This is a genomic window from Rhizobium sp. N731 (genome assembly GCF_001664145.1).
GTDB lineage: Bacteria > Pseudomonadota > Alphaproteobacteria > Rhizobiales > Rhizobiaceae > Rhizobium > Rhizobium esperanzae.
Genome location: NZ_CP013602.1, coordinates 125,173 through 142,088 on the forward strand (window position 1 = coordinate 125,173; position 16,916 = coordinate 142,088).

14 protein-coding genes are annotated in these 16,916 nt (G+C 62.8%); 9 read left to right on the forward strand and 5 right to left on the reverse strand.

Annotated elements, in window-relative coordinates; all coding sequences use genetic code 11:
* Nucleotide 1: 1 nt before the first annotated feature.
* Complete coding sequence (locus tag AMK02_RS21540; RefSeq protein WP_064806593.1) at nt 2-1,303, reverse strand: carbohydrate ABC transporter permease; 1,302 nt, start codon at nt 1,301-1,303, stop codon at nt 2-4.
* 65 nt (nt 1,304-1,368) lie between these two features.
* On the reverse strand, nt 1,369-2,715 hold the full coding sequence (locus AMK02_RS21545) for an extracellular solute-binding protein (RefSeq protein WP_064806595.1): 1,347 nt from the start codon (nt 2,713-2,715) through the stop codon (nt 1,369-1,371).
* A gap of 248 nt (nt 2,716-2,963) precedes the next feature.
* Between AMK02_RS21545 and AMK02_RS21550 the strand changes: the two genes are divergently transcribed.
* Together AMK02_RS21550 and AMK02_RS21555 are read left to right on the forward strand one after the other, a co-directional pair.
* Nucleotides 2,964-3,422: a YbaK/EbsC family protein gene (locus AMK02_RS21550; protein ID WP_064806597.1), complete on the forward strand. Its 459-nt coding sequence runs from the start codon at nt 2,964-2,966 to the stop codon at nt 3,420-3,422.
* Between the two features lie 84 nt (nt 3,423-3,506).
* Nucleotides 3,507-4,520 carry a Tim44 domain-containing protein gene (locus AMK02_RS21555; protein WP_064806598.1) on the forward strand — a complete coding sequence of 338 codons (1,014 nt, stop codon included), beginning with the start codon at nt 3,507-3,509 and terminating at the stop codon, nt 4,518-4,520.
* 52 nt (nt 4,521-4,572) lie between these two features.
* On the opposite strand, the gene AMK02_RS21560 is transcribed toward AMK02_RS21555, so the two are convergent.
* On the reverse strand, nt 4,573-5,604 hold the full coding sequence (locus tag AMK02_RS21560) for a hydroxyacid dehydrogenase (RefSeq protein ID WP_064806665.1): 1,032 nt from the start codon (nt 5,602-5,604) through the stop codon (nt 4,573-4,575).
* A 290-nt stretch (nt 5,605-5,894) separates the two neighbouring features.
* Here AMK02_RS21560 and AMK02_RS21565 point away from each other — a divergent pair, with 290 nt between their 5' ends.
* From AMK02_RS21565 to cydX, 7 genes are all read left to right on the forward strand, one after another.
* The gene (locus AMK02_RS21565) at nt 5,895-6,494 is read left to right on the forward strand and encodes a HupE/UreJ family protein (protein ID WP_064806600.1); all 600 of its coding nucleotides are present in this window, start codon (nt 5,895-5,897) and stop codon (nt 6,492-6,494) included.
* Between the two features lie 275 nt (nt 6,495-6,769).
* Entirely contained in the window at nt 6,770-7,348 is a 579-nt protein-coding gene (locus AMK02_RS21570; protein WP_064806603.1) for a GbsR/MarR family transcriptional regulator, read from the forward strand.
* A gap of 4 nt (nt 7,349-7,352) precedes the next feature.
* Nucleotides 7,353-9,083, forward strand: coding sequence for a thiol reductant ABC exporter subunit CydD (gene cydD / locus AMK02_RS21575; RefSeq protein WP_064806605.1), 1,731 nt, complete (start codon nt 7,353-7,355; stop codon nt 9,081-9,083).
* The gene (locus AMK02_RS21580) at nt 9,080-10,771 is read left to right on the forward strand and encodes an amino acid ABC transporter ATP-binding/permease protein (protein WP_064806607.1); all 1,692 of its coding nucleotides are present in this window, start codon (nt 9,080-9,082) and stop codon (nt 10,769-10,771) included. The genes cydD and AMK02_RS21580 overlap by 4 nt, the downstream gene beginning before the upstream one ends.
* Before the next feature lie 77 nt (nt 10,772-10,848).
* Nucleotides 10,849-12,429, forward strand: coding sequence for a cytochrome ubiquinol oxidase subunit I (locus tag AMK02_RS21585; RefSeq protein ID WP_064806609.1), 1,581 nt, complete (start codon nt 10,849-10,851; stop codon nt 12,427-12,429).
* A gap of 6 nt (nt 12,430-12,435) precedes the next feature.
* Nucleotides 12,436-13,605: a cytochrome d ubiquinol oxidase subunit II gene (gene cydB, locus AMK02_RS21590; RefSeq protein ID WP_064806611.1), complete on the forward strand. Its 1,170-nt coding sequence runs from the start codon at nt 12,436-12,438 to the stop codon at nt 13,603-13,605.
* Nucleotides 13,606-13,618: 13 nt separating this feature from the next.
* Nucleotides 13,619-13,741, forward strand: a complete 123-nt coding sequence (cydX, locus tag AMK02_RS21595) for a cytochrome bd-I oxidase subunit CydX (protein WP_064806613.1) — start codon at nt 13,619-13,621, stop codon at nt 13,739-13,741.
* 45 nt (nt 13,742-13,786) lie between these two features.
* Here the strand turns inward: cydX and AMK02_RS21600 are convergent, their stop codons facing one another.
* Both AMK02_RS21600 and AMK02_RS21605 read right to left on the reverse strand, forming a co-directional pair.
* Nucleotides 13,787-15,790: an aldo/keto reductase gene (locus AMK02_RS21600; RefSeq protein ID WP_064806615.1), complete on the reverse strand. Its 2,004-nt coding sequence runs from the start codon at nt 15,788-15,790 to the stop codon at nt 13,787-13,789.
* 35 nt (nt 15,791-15,825) lie between these two features.
* Nucleotides 15,826-16,908, reverse strand: a complete 1,083-nt coding sequence (locus AMK02_RS21605) for an ABC transporter ATP-binding protein (RefSeq protein WP_064806616.1) — start codon at nt 16,906-16,908, stop codon at nt 15,826-15,828.
* Nucleotides 16,909-16,916: the final 8 nt, after the last annotated feature.

Here is a 16,916-nt window from a genome sequence, read left to right on the forward strand (position 1 = left end):
GTCAATCCTCGATCAAGGGCTTGGCGACAAGCGTGCCATAGTTGAAGACGCGCAGATAAAGCAGCGACAGCACCACGCCGATGACGACGAGCACCAGCGCCATGGCGGCACCCAGCCCGTATTCGAGATTGCCGGCATAGTTTCTGAGCGCGGTGTGATAGGCGGAGAGCGCCCAGACCTCGGTCGCGTTGCCCGGCCCGCCATTGGTGGCGAGCAGGATTTCATTGAAGGAGGCGAGCAGCGACAGCGTCTGATAGCAGGTGACGAAGAGGATCGGCCAGCGCATCTGGGGCAGGATGATGTAGCGGATCTGCTGCCAGCGTGAGGCGCCGTCGACCTCGCTCGCATAGAACTGGCTCTTCGGGATGGCCTTCATCGCCGACGAGAACACCAGCATGCCCATGGAGGCGCCGATGAAGCCGTTGATCAGCACGACGAAGAACCAGGCATTATAGGCGGTATCGAGCAGGTAGTTCTTCGGGGGGTAGCCGAACTTGCCCATCAGGATCGAAATGAAGCCGCTGTCCCAGGCGAGCCACTTCCACAGCATGACGTAGATGACGACGGGCGTGATGCGCGGCAGGAGCCAGATGCCGCGAAAGATCGAGGCCGGCGTCGGAGGCATGTAATGCGTCCAGATGGCAAGCAGCAGCGCATAACCGACGTTGAAGAGCATCAATACCAGCGCGACATAGAGCACGGTATTGAAAAGCACACGCGCCATGTCGGGCGAGCTGGCCATGCGAGAGAAATTGTCGGTCGTCCAGGTCCAGCCGGTATAGGTGGTCTTGGCGACGGTTTCCTTTTGCTCCGGCGTCAGCTTGAAACCCAGACCGTCCAGCGACGAAAACAGCTGTTCCTTGCTGTCGAAGCGCGTGTTGAGGACGGAGCGGTTGAACTGTTCGGAGATCTGCTTGACCTCGCGCGTCGAAGGCCGTTCGGTAAGATCCTTGATCATGCGTTCGACGTCGCGCCGCGTCGCAAAGACCTCGCCGGCGTGTTTGGCGCGCAACTCCGCCGCGATCGCAGGCGCAAGGCCGAGGCCCTCCACCGCCTTGAGGCCGGCTTCGTCGATCGTGTAGCGCGGCTCGGCCATCTCGGCGGCGATCTCCGGCATCGCCGATTTCAGCGTGATCAGCGAATTGGGTGCGATCTGATAGACGCCCCCTGAAATGCCGGTCGCCGTGGTCATGTTGGTCATGGAGAAGACCGCTGTCAGAACGACCGGCATCAGGAAAAAGAGCAAGATCATGACCGCCGCAGGCGCGATCATCACCAGTCCGAGCGTTCTGGACGATTTCATGGAAGCCTCCTCGAAGGGATCGATCGGGCGGCGGGATCCCCGCCGCCCGGAGGGATGCTTCGATCTTAGCGGATGACGATCTTGTCGCCGAGCGTGCTTTTCAGCTCGCTTTCGGCATCGCCGATGGCGGCGTCGACGGTCTTGGCGCCGGTCCAGGAAGCTTCGAGGTTCTTCCACATGATGTTCCAATAGGTGCCGAAATCGGAATTGTTCGGCATGGCATTGGCATGCGGCAGCAGGCGTTCGGTGGCTTCGCGGGTCCACCGGTCAGCCGAGTAAAAATCCACTTCCGACTCCGCCTCCGAGATGCCGAGATGGGCTGACTTGACCGCATGCAACGCGTTGATGCGCGGCTCCGAGGCGATCGTGATCAGCTTGGCGGCTATATCGGTGTCCTCCTTGTCGTGACCTGCGGTCAGGAGATAGACGAGCGGATGCGTCAGCGTGTTGGCCTTGCCGCCTTCGCCGGCCGGGATCAGCGTGAAGATCACGTTGCCGAAGAAATCCTTGAGGCCTTCCTGGTTGACGAGGCGGGCATAGTGCCAGGTGCCGCCGTCCCAGATGCCGGCCTTGCCGGTGGCGACTTCCTTCCACCACTGGTCGCCCGGCATGCCGATGTGGTTCTTCTTGGTGACGCCTGATTTAACGGCATCGGCGAAGAACTGGTAGGTGCGGGCCATCGCCGCCTTGTCGAAGACAAGCTTGCCGCCTTCTTCCATCGTGCCGCCGAAGCTGGTGTAGAACTGCCAGTAATCCGGGCCGTTGCTGGTGCGCGGATAAAAGCCGTAGCCGGGCTGGACGAGGCCCTTGTCCTGCATCTTCTTGGCGTCTTCGAGCAGGTTCTTCATCGTATACTTGCCGTCCTGCACGTTCTGCGGCAGGGCGTCGAGATCGGCGTCGCTGTAGCCGATCGCCTTCATATACGGCTTCCAGAAGAACATCGGCCGGGATTCGGCATCCTGCGGGATGCCGTAGACGGTGCCGTTGTAGGAGGCGATCTTCAGAAGATTTTCATAGATACCGTTGAGCGGCCAGGAATCGAGGTCGACATAATCTTCGATCGGAACGATCAGGCCGGATTGCGACCAGGGTGCGATGTCCTCGTGGCCGCTGACGACGATGTTCGGAGCGGTCTTGGCTTCTGCGGCAAGGGTCAGCGCCTGTTTGAAGTCTTCCCAAGCGCTATACGGCTTCTTTTCGACGGTAATTTTCAGATCTTCGCCCTTGAGCGCGGCTTCGCGCTGCAGCTGCTGGGCCGCGATCTCGATGGCATCGAGACGATAGACGTCGTTCGGGCCGGTGCCGCCGGCCCAGACGCTGATTGTAACGTCCTTGGCGAGTGCGAATACGGAGGTCGAGGCCAGGATGGCAGCAGCGATCGTAAGGGATTTCAATGTCGGCAAAATGGTCATCTTCTTCATCTCCCCAGAAGAGCAGTGTGAGGCCTCTTTGACGGGTCATCACTGGTGTTGACGACCGCTTCGAGAGCCCGCGAAAACGTGACAAGTCCCGCTCTATGGGCTGAACGTAACGGCCGAATGACAAAATTGAGCACGTGTGCAAAATTATTATGACGATGTCCGCGACACTTGCAAGCGGCGGTGTTCGGCGGGCATCTTTTATGCTTCAAATTGCGCCTTTCCTGGTCTAGCATCGCCTCATGAGCCTTGAATCCGTCCGCGCCTTCCTCGGCACCCACGCACCCGACATCGAAATCATCGAAACCGCCGAGAGCTCCTCGACGGTGACGCTTGCCGCCGAAGCTCATGGCGTCGAGCCCGCTCAGATCGCTAAGACGATCTGCCTGCGCGTCGGCGAGCAGATGATGCTGGTTGTTGCCGGCGGTACGGCGCGGCTCGACAATCGCAAGTTCAAGGACACTTTCGGCGCCAAGGGGCGCATGCTCGATGCCGAAGAGGTCGTGGCGGTCACCAGCCATCCTGTCGGTGGTGTCTGCCCGTTCGGCCTGCCCTCGCCGCTGCCGATCTATTGCGATATTTCGCTGAAACGCTTCGACGAAGTGGTGCCGGCGGCCGGCTCGACCAATTCGGCCGTGCGCATCGCCACAGGACGGCTTGCCGAGCTGACCGGCGCCAGCTGGGTCGATGTTTGTCAGTAAAACGGTCGAAAATCTTCAAACAGAGGAAAGACGACCTATATTCTATCCCGACATGCCGTGATTGTGCATGACAGGAGACCAGAAATGCCGAGTGCCGTTTCGCGTTTTGCCAAGATGGCGGCCATTGCCGTACTGACGAGCGCTACCGTTTTTGCCACGATCAGCGATGCCGATGCGCGCCGCGCCGGCGGCTTCGGCGGGTTCGGAAGCCGTGGGACCCGTACTTTCAGCGCGCCTCCGATTACCCGCACGGCGCCTGCCCCGGCTGCCCCCATTGAACGCTCGATGACGCCGCGCCCGCAAACGACCGCACCTTATGGCACGCAGCAGCCCGGCTACGCCCAGCAACGCCCGGGTTTCTTCAACGGCTTCGGCCGTTCGATGATCGGCGGTCTGATCGCCGGCGGTCTCCTCGGCATGCTGCTTGGCCACGGTTTCGGCGGCGGCTTCGGCTTCCTCGGCATGCTGCTGCAGATCGCTCTGATCGGCGGCGCCATCATGCTCGCCATGCGTTATTTCGCCAACCGCCGCCAGCCTTCTTACGGCGTCGGCGGTCAGAACCGGTCTTACGGCCAGTCCTTCAACATGTCGCCCACCAACAATTCGTCGTTCCAGATCCCGGCGATCGGCTCGGGCGCCGGTTACGGCGGACCGTCGCGCGGCAATCGCCCGAGCGACGAGATCGGGCTGGCTCAGGCTGATCTCGACCAGTTCGAGGAGTTGCTGACGAGCGTGCAGACCGCTTATGGCGCCGAAGATTATGGCGCATTGCGCCGGCTGACGACGCCCGAGGCAATGTCCTACCTTGCCGAGGAACTGGGAGAAAACGCCACCAACGGCGTGCGCAACCGTGTCTCCGACGTCAAGCTGCTGCAGGGCGATATTGCCGAAGCCTGGCGCGAGAACGGCCAGGACTATGCGACGCTCGCCATGCGTTATTCCTCGATCGATGCCATGGTCGAACGAGACAGCGGTCGTGTCGTTTCCGGCGACGACCGCCGTCCGAGCGAAAGCACCGAAATCTGGACCTTCGTGCGCAAGTCCGGCGCGGACTGGAAGCTCGCTGCGATCCAGGGCGCCGGCCAGCGCGCCGCTTAAAACAACGCCTCTGTTTGTGCCCCCCAAGCTGCCGGCCAGCTTGGGCGGCATTTTAGTTGACCGCGACCGGATTTGAACGCATGCGAGAGACCGTCTCGCGTTCGGCGCGTTTGCAGCGCATCGGCGGCAGGCCGCGATCCATCAGGTCCATGTCCTCGAGCACCATATCGCCCATCTTCTTGAAGGCGCTGTCGAGCGCACCGGCCCGGTGTGCCGAGCGGATGAAGCCTTTCAGGCTGCGTACCGGATGATCAGGCGGCAGCGGCTCCTCAGGGTAGACGTCGCTTGCCGCGACGATATGGCCTGACGAAACGGCCGCCATCAATGCGTCGAAATCGACGACGTCGGCGCGGCTGAGCAGGATGAAGGCCGCTCCCCTGCGCATGCTGGAAAAGGCCTCGGCGCCGAGAAATCCCCTGTTTTCACTGGTGACGGCTGCGACGACAAAGACGAAATCGCTCTTCGTCAACACATCTTCCAGGCTCGCGGGCTCGGCGCCGTTTTCCTCGAGGATCGAGCGGGGCAGCCATGGATCGAAGACCCTGATGCGTGCCCTGAAGCCGGAAAGCACGCGGCGCAGCGCCTTGCCAAGATCGCCGAAACCGACGATGCCGATCTCGGAACCGGCCATCAGCCGCGCGCTCGCATTGCTCTCCCCGCCCCAGAGCTCGCTGCCTTCGCGGAAGGCAACATCCGCATCGACGATGCCGCGCGCCAGGGCCAGCGCAAAGCCGAGACCGATTTCGGCCACCGGCTCGGCGAAAACCTGGCCCGTCGTCACGACATGAATGCCGCGCTGAAAGAGCACGTCATAGGGCATGTTGTTGAGAAGGTTGCTCTCGACGTTGAGGATCGAGCGTAGAGCCGGCATTCTGGCGAGCGTTTCCGCAGAGAGCGGCGGCTGACCGATCACATAGCGCGCTCTGCCGAGGATCCCGTCGCCAAGCCCGGCGATGTTCTCCGGATCGGCTTCGACAACCTCGTATTTCGCATGCAGTTCGACGCGTGCCTTATCGCTGAAGAGCAGATCGAGCGTGCGCGGCTCGGGCGCGCTGATCGCCAGCGGCCGTTCGGTATTTGTCATCGGCATCTCCTCCGTCGCAGGCGGCTTGTGTTGCCTCGGCTGGAGAATTGATAACCTCCGGCTGCGGCCGTTTCCAGTTGGCGGAGGAGAAATTGGAGAGCAAACCTTTGATCGTCGCTGATCATGAGTGGCCGACGCAATTGAAAGCGGCATTTGCCTATCAGATAAGCAATTGAATTCTCACGCTATTCATGGTTTCTCTGTTGACGGTTCGAACTGCCTGAATTAGCTTGAGGCATCCAATTTGGGCGCCTCGCCGCGGCAGGAAGTCGAAGCAAAGGAAACGAACCATGAAGTCAATACTTAAAAGCGGCCTGCTTGCCTTGGCTGCCGCAGCGCTGCCGGCTGTCGCTTCCGCCCATCCTGCCGTCGGTGACGCTGCCGGCTTCGGTCATGGCTTTGCTCATCCGATGTCCGGCCTCGATCATGTCCTTGCCATGGTGATGGTCGGTGTGGTTGCGTTCCAGCTCGGCGGCCGCGCCATCTGGCTCTTGCCGCTGACCTTCGTCTCGATGATGGCGTTTGGCGGTGCTCTCGGCGTTGCCGGCGTTGATCTTCCCTTCGTTGAGACAGGCATTGCGCTTTCCGTCGTCGTTCTGGGGGGCATGATTGCAATCAATGTCAGGGCGCCGCTCGCCGCGGCGTTCGGCATGGCAGGCCTCTTCGCCATCTTTCATGGCCATGCGCACGGCGCCGAAATGCCGGAGGATGCTGCCGGCGCCGCCTATGCCGCCGGCTTCATGATGGCAACCGGACTGCTGCATGGCGCCGGCCTCGCGCTTGGCTACGTGATCGGCCACGCCGGCGAGCGCCAAGGCGTTTTCGTCACGCGGGCGGCCGGCGGCCTTGCCGCTATCTCGGGACTGGGCATCCTGGCCGGTCTGATCTGATCTGTCCGCATCTCGGCAAGAAGCCGATACGCAGCTGACGCACCTCGCTCAGACAATTAAGCTCGGCATGCGCGACGCAATGCCGGGCATAGTTTTGCATTATTGCGATGACGAACCGCAGGCTTGCGCCGCGTAATCCGCTACGGTCAATCCGACGCGTGAATTGACAATATCCAAATTGACGCAGGGCGCCTCTTGCTGATTGTCGCCGGGAGGTAAAACTCTGTATAGTAATTTCAGAAATTTCTGAAATCACAGACGCAACGGAAATTGTCATGAACCTTCCGCCTCTCGTTCAGTCCTTTGTTCTCCATTTCGGCGAAATGGGATCGCGCTGGGGGATCAATCGTACGGTGGGCCAGATCTATGCCCTGCTATTCGTCTCCCCCGCGCCGCTCTGCGCCGAGGAGATCGCCGATTCCCTCAGCATCTCGCGCTCCAATGTGTCGATGAGCCTGCGCGAGCTGCAGGCCTGGAACCTCGTCCTTCTCAAACACAAGCCGGACGATCGCCGCGATTTCTTCACCACACCCGATGATGTCTGGCAGATATTGAGGACGCTTGCCGAGGAGCGGAAGAAGCGGGAGGTCGACCCGACGCTGTCGGTTCTGCGCGAAATCCTGATGCAGCGCCCGGCAAGCGAAACCGAGCGCTATGCGCAGGAGCGCATGGGCGAGATGCATACGCTGATCGAACAGCTGACGCATTGGTATGAAGACGTAAAACAACTTGAAACAGAAAGGCTCGCAACGCTACTCTCGCTGGGCGCGAAAGTGACGAAGCTTCTGGAGGCCAAGGACCGGGTCATCTCGCTCGGGCGCAGCCGCCGGCCGAATCCTGCGAACAAGAGTTAGCGGCATGGGCACTGCTTTCTTCGACGCGACAAACGAAGCAGATGGACGGCCGAGGGCTGGAGAGGTCGCGCCGCCACACGCCGATGCGGGTAAAGGCCGGCTGCGCAATTCGGCGATGCTGCAGGCGCTGGCCGCCGCCATCTGGATCCCACAGGCTGCGCTGCTGGCCGTCTCCGTCGGCTGGATCGCCGATGACGGCGGGCTGCATGACGTTCTCTGGCCGGCCTTCGGCATCCTCGTTCTCGGATTGGTAAGAAGCGGTCTTGACGCGGCTGGCGGTCGCCTGGCCTTTTGCGCCGCGCGGAGCGACCTCAGCCGGAAGCGGCAGGCCGCAGCCGCTTCCCTCTCTCTGTCGTCGCCGGCCGACCGCCGCCGTCCGGCATCCGGCAAGGCCGCGAGCGTCATCGGCGAACAGGCCGAACTCATCGTGCCCTATCTCGCCCGCTTCCAGCCGGCGCGTGTGAAAGCGAGCCTTGTGCCGCTCGTCATTCTTGTCTTTATCCTCCCCGTCTCCTGGATCGCCGCGCTGGTCCTGCTGTTTGCGGCGCCGCTGATTCCGATCTTCATGGCGCTGATCGGTTGGCGTGCCCAGGCGGCCAGCGCAAAACAGCTCGTCGCGACCGGCGGTCTCAACGGCTTCCTGCTCGACCGCCTGCGCGGACTGACGACGATCCGTGCGCTGGACGCGGTCGATACAACGGCCCTGCGGCTGCGTCGCGAGGCGAAATCGCTGCGCGCGCGCACCATGTCCGTGCTGAAGATCGCCTTTCTGTCCTCCGCCGTGCTCGAGCTTTTCGCAGCGCTCGGCGTGGCTATGGTTGCCGTCTATGTCGGCTTCAGCCTGCTCGGCGAAATCCGTTTCGGCACTTGGACAGGACGGCTCGACCTGACAGAGGGACTGTTCGTGCTGCTGCTGGCGCCGGCCTTCTTCGAGCCGCTGCGCGAACTCTCGGCCGTCTGGCACGACCGGGCGGCCGGCGAAGCGGCGCTGAAAGCCCTGGACGCGCTTGCCGCCGAAGGTCTGTCCATTCGGGGGTCGGCCGAACCGGCGGCTCTCGCCAGCACCGAGGCGCCTGCCATCCGACTTGAGAATCTCGCCTTTGGTTATGGGGCCGACGGGCCGCTTGTTCTCGACGGGTTCAATCTCGATATCGCCGCCGGCGAACATCTGGCGCTGCTTGGTGTCAGCGGCTCCGGCAAGTCAACGCTTCTTTCGCTGATATCGGGACTGGCGCCCTGCGTCGGCGGTCGCATCGTCATCGGCGGCGTCGAACTCGGAGATGACACCGCCGCCACGCTGCGGGGCGCGATGGCTTGGATCGGCCAAAAGCCGCATATCTTTGCCGGTACCATCGCAGGCAATATCGCACTCGGCAGGCCCGGTATCTCACCTGGTGACGTGGCGGACGCGCTTGCCGCCGCCAAGCTCGGAAAGGTTGCCGACGCCTATGGCAGCCGGCCGCTCGGCGAAGGCGGGATCGGGCTTTCTGGCGGCGAGGCGCTGCGGCTTGCGATCGCGCGTGCTGCCTGCAATCCGGATCTGAAGATCATCCTGGCCGACGAGCCGACCGCCCATCTCGACGCCGACACGGCGGCTGATGTGACCGAGAGCCTGCTCGCGCTAGCGCGGGGTCGTACCCTCATCGTCGCGACGCATGATCCGCTGCTCGCCGCCCGCATGCATCGCGCCATCCGCATCGATGCCGATTTCGCCATGAGGGAGGCGGCCGAATGAGCTTCTTTGTTGCAGACATCAAGCCGATCCTTCGTCTGTTTTTCGCTGAACGCCGGCGCACGCTGTTCGTCGGCACCGTGCTTTCGGCGGCAACGGTGACAGCAGGGATCGCGCTGCTCGGACTCTCCGGCTGGTTCGTCACCGCCACTGCCCTTGCCGGGCTATCGGCCGCGGCGGCCATGACCTTCGACGTTTTTGCGCCGGCCGCCGGCATCCGCCTGCTCGCCGTCGTCAGGACCGCGGCACGCTACGGTGAGAGGCTTGCGACCCATGATGCAACACTCGGCGTGCTTGCCGCGCTGCGCGAGAGGCTGTTTCGCGGCTTTGCCGAACCGGGTGCTGCCCGCGCTCTCTTGCACCGCCCCGCGCGGTTGCTGTTCCGGCTGACGGCCGATATCGATGCGCTCGATTCCCTCTATCTGCGCATTCTCGTGCCGGCTGCTGTCGCGATCGGCGCAACACTGGCTGCGAGCGTGGTGCTGGGCCTGATGCATGCCCTGTTCGGCCTGTGTTTCGGCCTCTTTCTCGCCGCCGCCGGCCTTGGCCTGCCATTGATCGCGGGCCGTGTTGCGCGCAAACCGGCCCGCAGGCGCGCCCATGGCATCGAGGCGCTGCGGTCGCGGACGATCGATCTCGTCGCCGGCCAGACCGACCTGCTGATGGCCGGCCGGCTTGAGGCGCAGACGAGCGCGATCGCTGCCGCCGACAGCTATGCCGCTCGTGCCGATGATCGGCTGAACCGCGTCGAAACCGGTCTGACATTCGGCTTCGGCATCGTCTCCACCCTGCTGCTGACGGCATCGCTGCTTGCCGTCGCAGCCCTTGCGGAAACGAAGGCGATTAGCGCGCCTGTCGCAGCCCTCGGCCTGCTCGTCGCCTTTGCGGCGGTCGAACCCTTCGCGGCGCTCCGCCGCGGCGCTTTGGAACTCGGGCGGACGCTGCTGGCCGCAAGACGCATCGCACCGCGGCTTGCCGTCGCTGATGAGACCCAACCGCCAGCGACGCCGCTGCCGGGACACGCCTTTTGCCTGGCCGGCGTGTCCGCCTTCCATGAGAATTCCGCCGTGCCGGCGCTGGAGGACATCGACCTGGTGCTCAAGCAGGGCGAACGCCTTGCCGTTATCGGCAGCAGCGGCGCCGGCAAGTCGAGCCTGCTCGCTCTGCTTTCCCGCGAGTTGCCGGCAAGCAAAGGATGCGTCGCCGCGATGAGGGCGACCTTGCTGACGCAACGGACTGAACTCTTCGAGGATAGCCTGCGCGGCAATCTTCTTCTTGCGAACCCGGATGCGAGCGAGGCCCGCCTTCGCGAAGCGCTCGCCGCCGCCGGCCTGCTTGCCGCAATCGAGGCCATGCCACAGGAGGTCGACACAAGGCTCGGCGAGGGTGGGCTTGGACTTTCGGGCGGCCAGTCGCGCCGGCTGGCGCTTGCCCGGCTCTTCCTGCGCGACACGCCGCTCTGGCTGCTCGACGAGCCGACCGAAGGCCTCGATGGCGCCACCGCCCGCGATGTGCTCTCACGGCTGTCGTTAATGGCGGCAGGCCGCTCGCTGGTGATCGCAACGCATATCCGCCGCGAGGCTGCGGTTGCCGACCGCGTCGCCGTCATTGAAGGCGGCCGTATTTCGGAAATTTCGTGCCGTGGGGAGGCGGCGTTCGAAAAGGCGCTCGACCGGCTTCGGTCGGACTGAGCAAGACCCGCATGCCCTCACGCGCCGGCCGGCGCTGAGGAACGCTCCGTACCCCGTGGGACCGTGGGAGAAAGACAATGGAACTAGATATCGTAGCACTTTCGCGCTTCCAATTTGCGCTGACGGCGCTTTACCACTTCCTGTTCGTGCCGCTGACGCTTGGCCTATCCGTGCTGCTCGCGATCATGGAAACCGTCTATGTTATGACCGGTCGTCAGATCTGGCGGCAGATGACAAAATTCTGGGGCACGCTGTTCGGCATCAATTTCGTGCTCGGCGTGGCCACCGGCATCGTCATGGAATTCCAGTTCGGCATGAACTGGAGCTATTACAGCTATTATGTCGGCGACATCTTCGGCGCGCCGCTGGCGATCGAGGGCCTGATGGCCTTCTTCCTCGAGGCGACCTTCGTCGGGCTGTTCTTCTTCGGCTGGGACAAGCTGTCGAAGGTCGGCCATCTCGTCGCCACCTGGGCTGTGGCGCTCGGCTCGAATTTTTCCGCCCTCTGGATTCTCATCGCCAATGGCTGGATGCAGAACCCGGTGGGATCGGCGCTCAATCCGCAGACGATGCGCATGGAGATCACAAGCTTCTTCGACGTCGTCTTCAACCCGGTCGCCCAGGCAAAATTCGTCCACACGGTCTCGGCGGGTTATGTCTGTGCGTCGATCTTCGTGCTCGGCGTCTCGGCCTGGTATGTCCTCAAGGGTCGGCATATCGAACTGGCCAAGCGTTCGATGACGGTCGCCGCCTCCTTCGGCCTTGCCTCGGCGCTGTCCGTCGTCGTGCTCGGTGACGAGAGCGGTTATCTCGCAACCGAAAATCAGAAGATGAAGCTCGCCGCGATCGAAGGCATGTGGAAGACGGAGCCGGCTCCGGCAGCCTTCACCGCGTTCGGCTTTCCGGATCAGGAAGCGCGCGAGACACATTTCGCCGTGCATATCCCGTGGGTCATGGGTTTGATCGGCACACGATCGCTGACGACGGAAATCCCCGGCATCGACAAGCTCGAACAGCAAGCCGAAGCCCGCATCCGCGGCGGCATCAGAGCTTACGACGCTCTGATGCAGATCCGCGCAACGCCGACGCAGGATCAGGTTGCGCAGGAAGTGCGCACCTCCTTCGAGGATCTCGGCCATGATCTCGGCTACGCGCTTCTGCTGAAGCGTTATGTCGACGATCCCCGCCAGGCGACCGACGCTCAGATCGTTCAGGCGGCGCGTGATACGATCCCGCATGTGCCGACGCTCTTCTGGTCCTTCCGCATCATGGTTGGGCTCGGCGTCTTCTTCATCCTCCTGACATCAACCTTCTTCTGGCTGTCGGCGCGGCGCCATCTCGACAAATATCCGCTGCTGCTGCGGATTGCCGTGCTGGCGATCCCGCTTCCCTGGGTCGCCATCGAGCTCGGCTGGGTCGTCGCCGAATTCGGCCGCCAGCCCTGGGTGATCGAAGGCGTGCTGCCGACGGCGGCAGCCGTCTCCAGCCTCGGCGCCGGCACCGTGCTTCTGACGATCATCGGTTTTGCCGCGCTCTACACGGTGCTGATCGTCATCGAGATGAGCCTGATGATCAAGGCGATCCGCCAGGGACCGGAACCGGACGACGAGCCGGAAGCCGTCCTGATTTCCGAAACCCTCGTCCCGGCCGCGGAGTGACCTGCCATGATTCTCCATGAACTCCTCGATTATGAAACCCTGCGCATCATCTGGTGGCTGCTGCTCGGCGTCTTGCTGATCGCCTTTGCGACAACCGGCGGATTCGACCTCGGAGTCGGCACGCTGTTGCCCTTCGTCGCCAGGACCGATACGGAACGGCGCGTCGCGATCAACACCATCGGCGCCACCTGGGAAGGCAACCAGGTCTGGCTGATCCTCGGCGGCGGCGCCATCTTCGCCGCCTGGCCACCGCTCTATGCGGTCTCCTTCTCGGGCTTCTATCTCGCGATGTTTGCGATCCTCTTCGCGCTTATCCTGCGCCCGGTCGGTTTCAAATACCGGTCGAAACGGGAAAGCGCCGCCTGGCGCAACGGCTGGGATTGGGCGCTCTTCGTCGGCGGCTTCGTGCCGGCGCTGATCTTCGGCGTTGCCGTCGGCAACGTGCTGCTGGGCGTGCCCTTCCGCTTTGCCGACGACATGCGGATCTTCTACGAAGGCTCGTTCTTTGCTCTGCTCAACGCCTATGCTTTGCTCTGCGGCTTGCTCTCCGTCGCCATGCTGACGATGCACGGCGCGGCCTGGCTGGTGCTGAAGGCGAGCGGCCCGGTTGCGGAGCGCGCCAGAAGGTATGGCAGTATCGCCGCCCTTGCCGCCATCGTGCTCTTTGCCCTTGGCGGCCTCTTCCTGTGGACTGGCGTTGGCGGCTATCGCGTTACCAGCGATATCAGCCCGATCGGCCCTTCCAATCCACTCCTGAAGACGGTGGTGCTCGAGCACGGCGCATGGCTTGCCAATTACACCGCCCATTCCTGGATGATCGTCGCGCCCGTTCTCGGCTTCGTCGGCGCGGCATTGGCTTTCATCGCCATGCGGGCGAGACGCGAGGTGATGACGCTGCTCTTCAGCAAACTCGCGATCTTTGGCATCATCTCGACGGTCGGCCTGTCGATGTTCCCGTTCATCCTGCCCTCCTCACTCGATCCGCGATCGAGCCTGACGGTCTGGGATGCGTCCTCCAGCCATATGACGCTGTTCATCATGCTGGCGGTGTCGGCAATCTTCCTGCCGATCATCTTTGCCTACACGGCCTGGGTCTACAAGGTTTTGTGGGGCAAGGTCGATGAGAAATCCGTCACCGACAAATCCGTCACCGACAAAAACAGCCACGCTTACTGAGGGAAACGAAAAGATGTGGTATTTCGCATGGATCCTGGGCCTGCCGCTGGCAGCCGCCTTCGCCGTCCTCAACGCCATGTGGTACGAGCTCATGGACGACGCAGCCGGAAAGAAGGCGTCGCAGACGCGCAAGTAGATATGGAAAGGGCGCGGTGCGAAGCCGCGCCCTTTCCCTCGTTCATCAGCCTTCCAGCCACTTCACCTGATCGGGTGTCAGCTTGATATCGAGCGCCGAGAGGCTGTCCTCCAATTCGGCGATGGTGCGCGGCCCGATCAATGGAATGACCGGGAAAGGCTGGGCGATCACGTAGGCGAGCGCGATGTGGATCGGATTGCGGCCGAGCTTGTTGGCGAGTTCGATGGCGCGGTCGCGGCGCCCGAAATTCCGCTCGGAATACCAGACGCGCACGATCTCCTCGTCATCGCGCTTGTCGCGGCCGGCACGGTCGGTGAAGAAGCCGCGGCCCTGGCTCGACCATGCGAAGTTAGGGATCTGCTTATCGTTCAGCCATTTCTTCCAGTCGTCATCGGATGCCGCGACGCAGCCGGCCCAGATCGGGTCGAGCATCTCGGCGAGCGAAAAGTTGTTGGAGAGTGCCGCCGGTGCCGCCTTGCCAGTCTTTTCGGCATAGGCGATCGCCTCGTCGAAACGAGCGCGTGTCCAGTTCGACCCGCCGAAAATGCCGCGGATGCGGCCGCGCTTGACTTCGGCATCCATCGCATCGACGAACTCGCCGACTGGAACGTCGGTATTGTCGCGATGCATGAAATAGACATCGACATAGTCTGTCTTCAGCCGGGCGAGCGACTGGTCGAGCTGCTTGGCGATCATATCGGGATAGCAGAGCGGCGAATGCGCGCCCTTGCCAATCAGCACGATCTCCTCACGCGGAACCTTGCGGCTGGTGTGCCAGTCGCCGAAAATCGCCTCCGTCTTTCCGGCGCCATAGACAAAGGCTGTATCGAAGGCATTGCCGCCGGCCTCGTAGAAGGCATCGAGCGTCAGCGAGGCGGCGGCGAAATTCGGGAAGAATTCGAAGCCGAGCGTGACGACCGAGGCCGGCTTGGAGATACCGGGTATCTCACGGCGCGGGATGGTGCTGCCGCGCGTGACCGCGCCGCCTGATATATTGGCCGTGCGCTTTGCGGCTTTCTCGACGCCGTATTCGAGGCCGACCGAGGCGCGCCATTGGTCGAGCACGCGCAGGTTTCCGATCGAATCCGCCCAGCTCATGCCAGGGGCGCTGAATTCGGTTCTGCCGGCGCGGATGGCATCGCCCGCCGCATCGGCTTCGAAGGAATAGAGCCAGCGATCTTCCTTGACCTCGACCGTTTCCTGTTTGCCGCCCTTGAAGATCTCGATCTTGCCGATGCCGCCCTTGTGACCGGAGGCGAACCAGAAGTCGGCGACTTCGATCCGGCCCTCGGAGCCGATGATGCGAAGCACGTTGTCCTGCTGTGCCATGATCGAGCAGGAGACTTCGGCGATGATCTCGTTGGGGAACTTCAGCACCGCGGAAGCCCATTCGTCGACGCCGCTCTCTCCGAGATGGGCGACGCCCGAAACCTTTTCCGGTTCGAGGAAGGCCTTGCCTTCCTCAGCACCGGCGATCAGCCGCGCCATCGAAACCGGGTAACCGCCGACATCGAGGATGCCGCCGCCGGCGGTATCGTTGGCGAATAGCCGGTGCTCCGGCCGGTAGCTGCCCATATTGAAGCCGAAGCTGGAGCGAATGATACGCAGGGTACCGATGACGCCGCTCTTGATGAGTTCGACCAGCTTCTCCGTCTGCGGATGCACGCGGTACATGAAGGCTTCGCCGGCAAAGACGCCGGCCTTCTTGGCTTCGTAGTAAACGGCTTCAGCATCATAGGCCGAAAGCGCGATCGGCTTTTCCACCAGGATATGCTTGCCGGCGCGGGCGGCCTTGATCGCCCATTCGGCATGGCCGGTATGGGGAACAGAAATATAGACCGCATCAACCTCAGGGTCGGAAAGCAGCGCCTCATAGCCGTTGACGATGCGGGCGCCGGGGAAGTTTTCGGCAAGTCCCGGCTTGGAAGGATTGCGGGTGGCGATTGCCACCAGCTTGCCGGTGCGCGAATGGGCGACGCCGTCGGCAAAGGTGCGGGCGATGGTGCCGGGGCCGATGATGCCCCAGCGGATCGGTTGATCGGAAGTCATGGAAACCTCTTTCGTCTTTCTGCCTTGGGAGGGGTTTAGCGAAGCCGTTTACCGGCGCCGTCGAAAAGGAATGTGTGGCGTGCGGGAAGGCCGAAGGTCAGCGTCTCGCGATTGCCCGCGGTGCGCGATTCCGGCCGCTCGATGATCAGCTGCTCGCTGCCGATGGCGGCATAGATGTAGCTGGTATTGCCGAGATGCTCGGCGACGTCGATGGCGACTGTGAGATCGGCATCGCCCGCCCCTGCATCGGCGAAATGTTCGGGACGGATGCCGAGCGTCACCTTGGTGCCGGCTTCGACCGGTTCGGCGATGGGCAGCGGCAGTCGCGTCTCCGGGTTGCTTTCCAGCGCGATCACCGCCCTGCCCGGCTGCGCTTCGACCACCACGGCTGTCAGGAAATTCATCTTCGGCGAGCCGACGAAGCCGGCGACGAACTGGTTGGCGGGATCGTCGTAGAGATCGAGCGGCGCGCCGATCTGTTCGATATTGCCGGCGCGCAGCACAACGATCCTATCGGCCAGCGTCATCGCTTCCGTCTGGTCGTGAGTGACGTAGATCATCGTCGTGCCGAGCTGCTTGTGCAGCCTCGAGATCTCGACACGCATCTGCACGCGCAGTTCCGCGTCGAGGTTCGACAAAGGCTCGTCGAACAGGAAGACCTCGGGTTCACGCACGATCGCGCGGCCGATCGCGACGCGCTGGCGCTGGCCGCCGGAAAGCTGCTTCGGCCGCCGCTTCATCAGTTCGGTGATCTGCAGGATATCGGCGACATGGCTCACGCGCCGCTCGGTATCGGCCTTCGGGTTGCCGTTCATGCGCAAGCCGAAGCTCAAGTTTTCCTCGACCGTCAGGTGCGGATAGAGCGCATAGGACTGGAAGACCATGGCGATGCCGCGATCGGCCGGCTCGACGTCGTTGACGACCTTGCCTCCGATCCGAAGCTCGCCCGATGTAATATCCTCCAAGCCGGCGATCATCCTCAGCAGCGTGGACTTGCCACAGCCGGAAGGGCCGACGAAGACGACGAATTCGCCGTCCTTCACCTCCAGATTGGCGCCATGGATGATCTCAAAGCCGCCGAAGCGTTTGACGATGTTGGTCAATGAAAGCTCTGCCATTCGGCTTC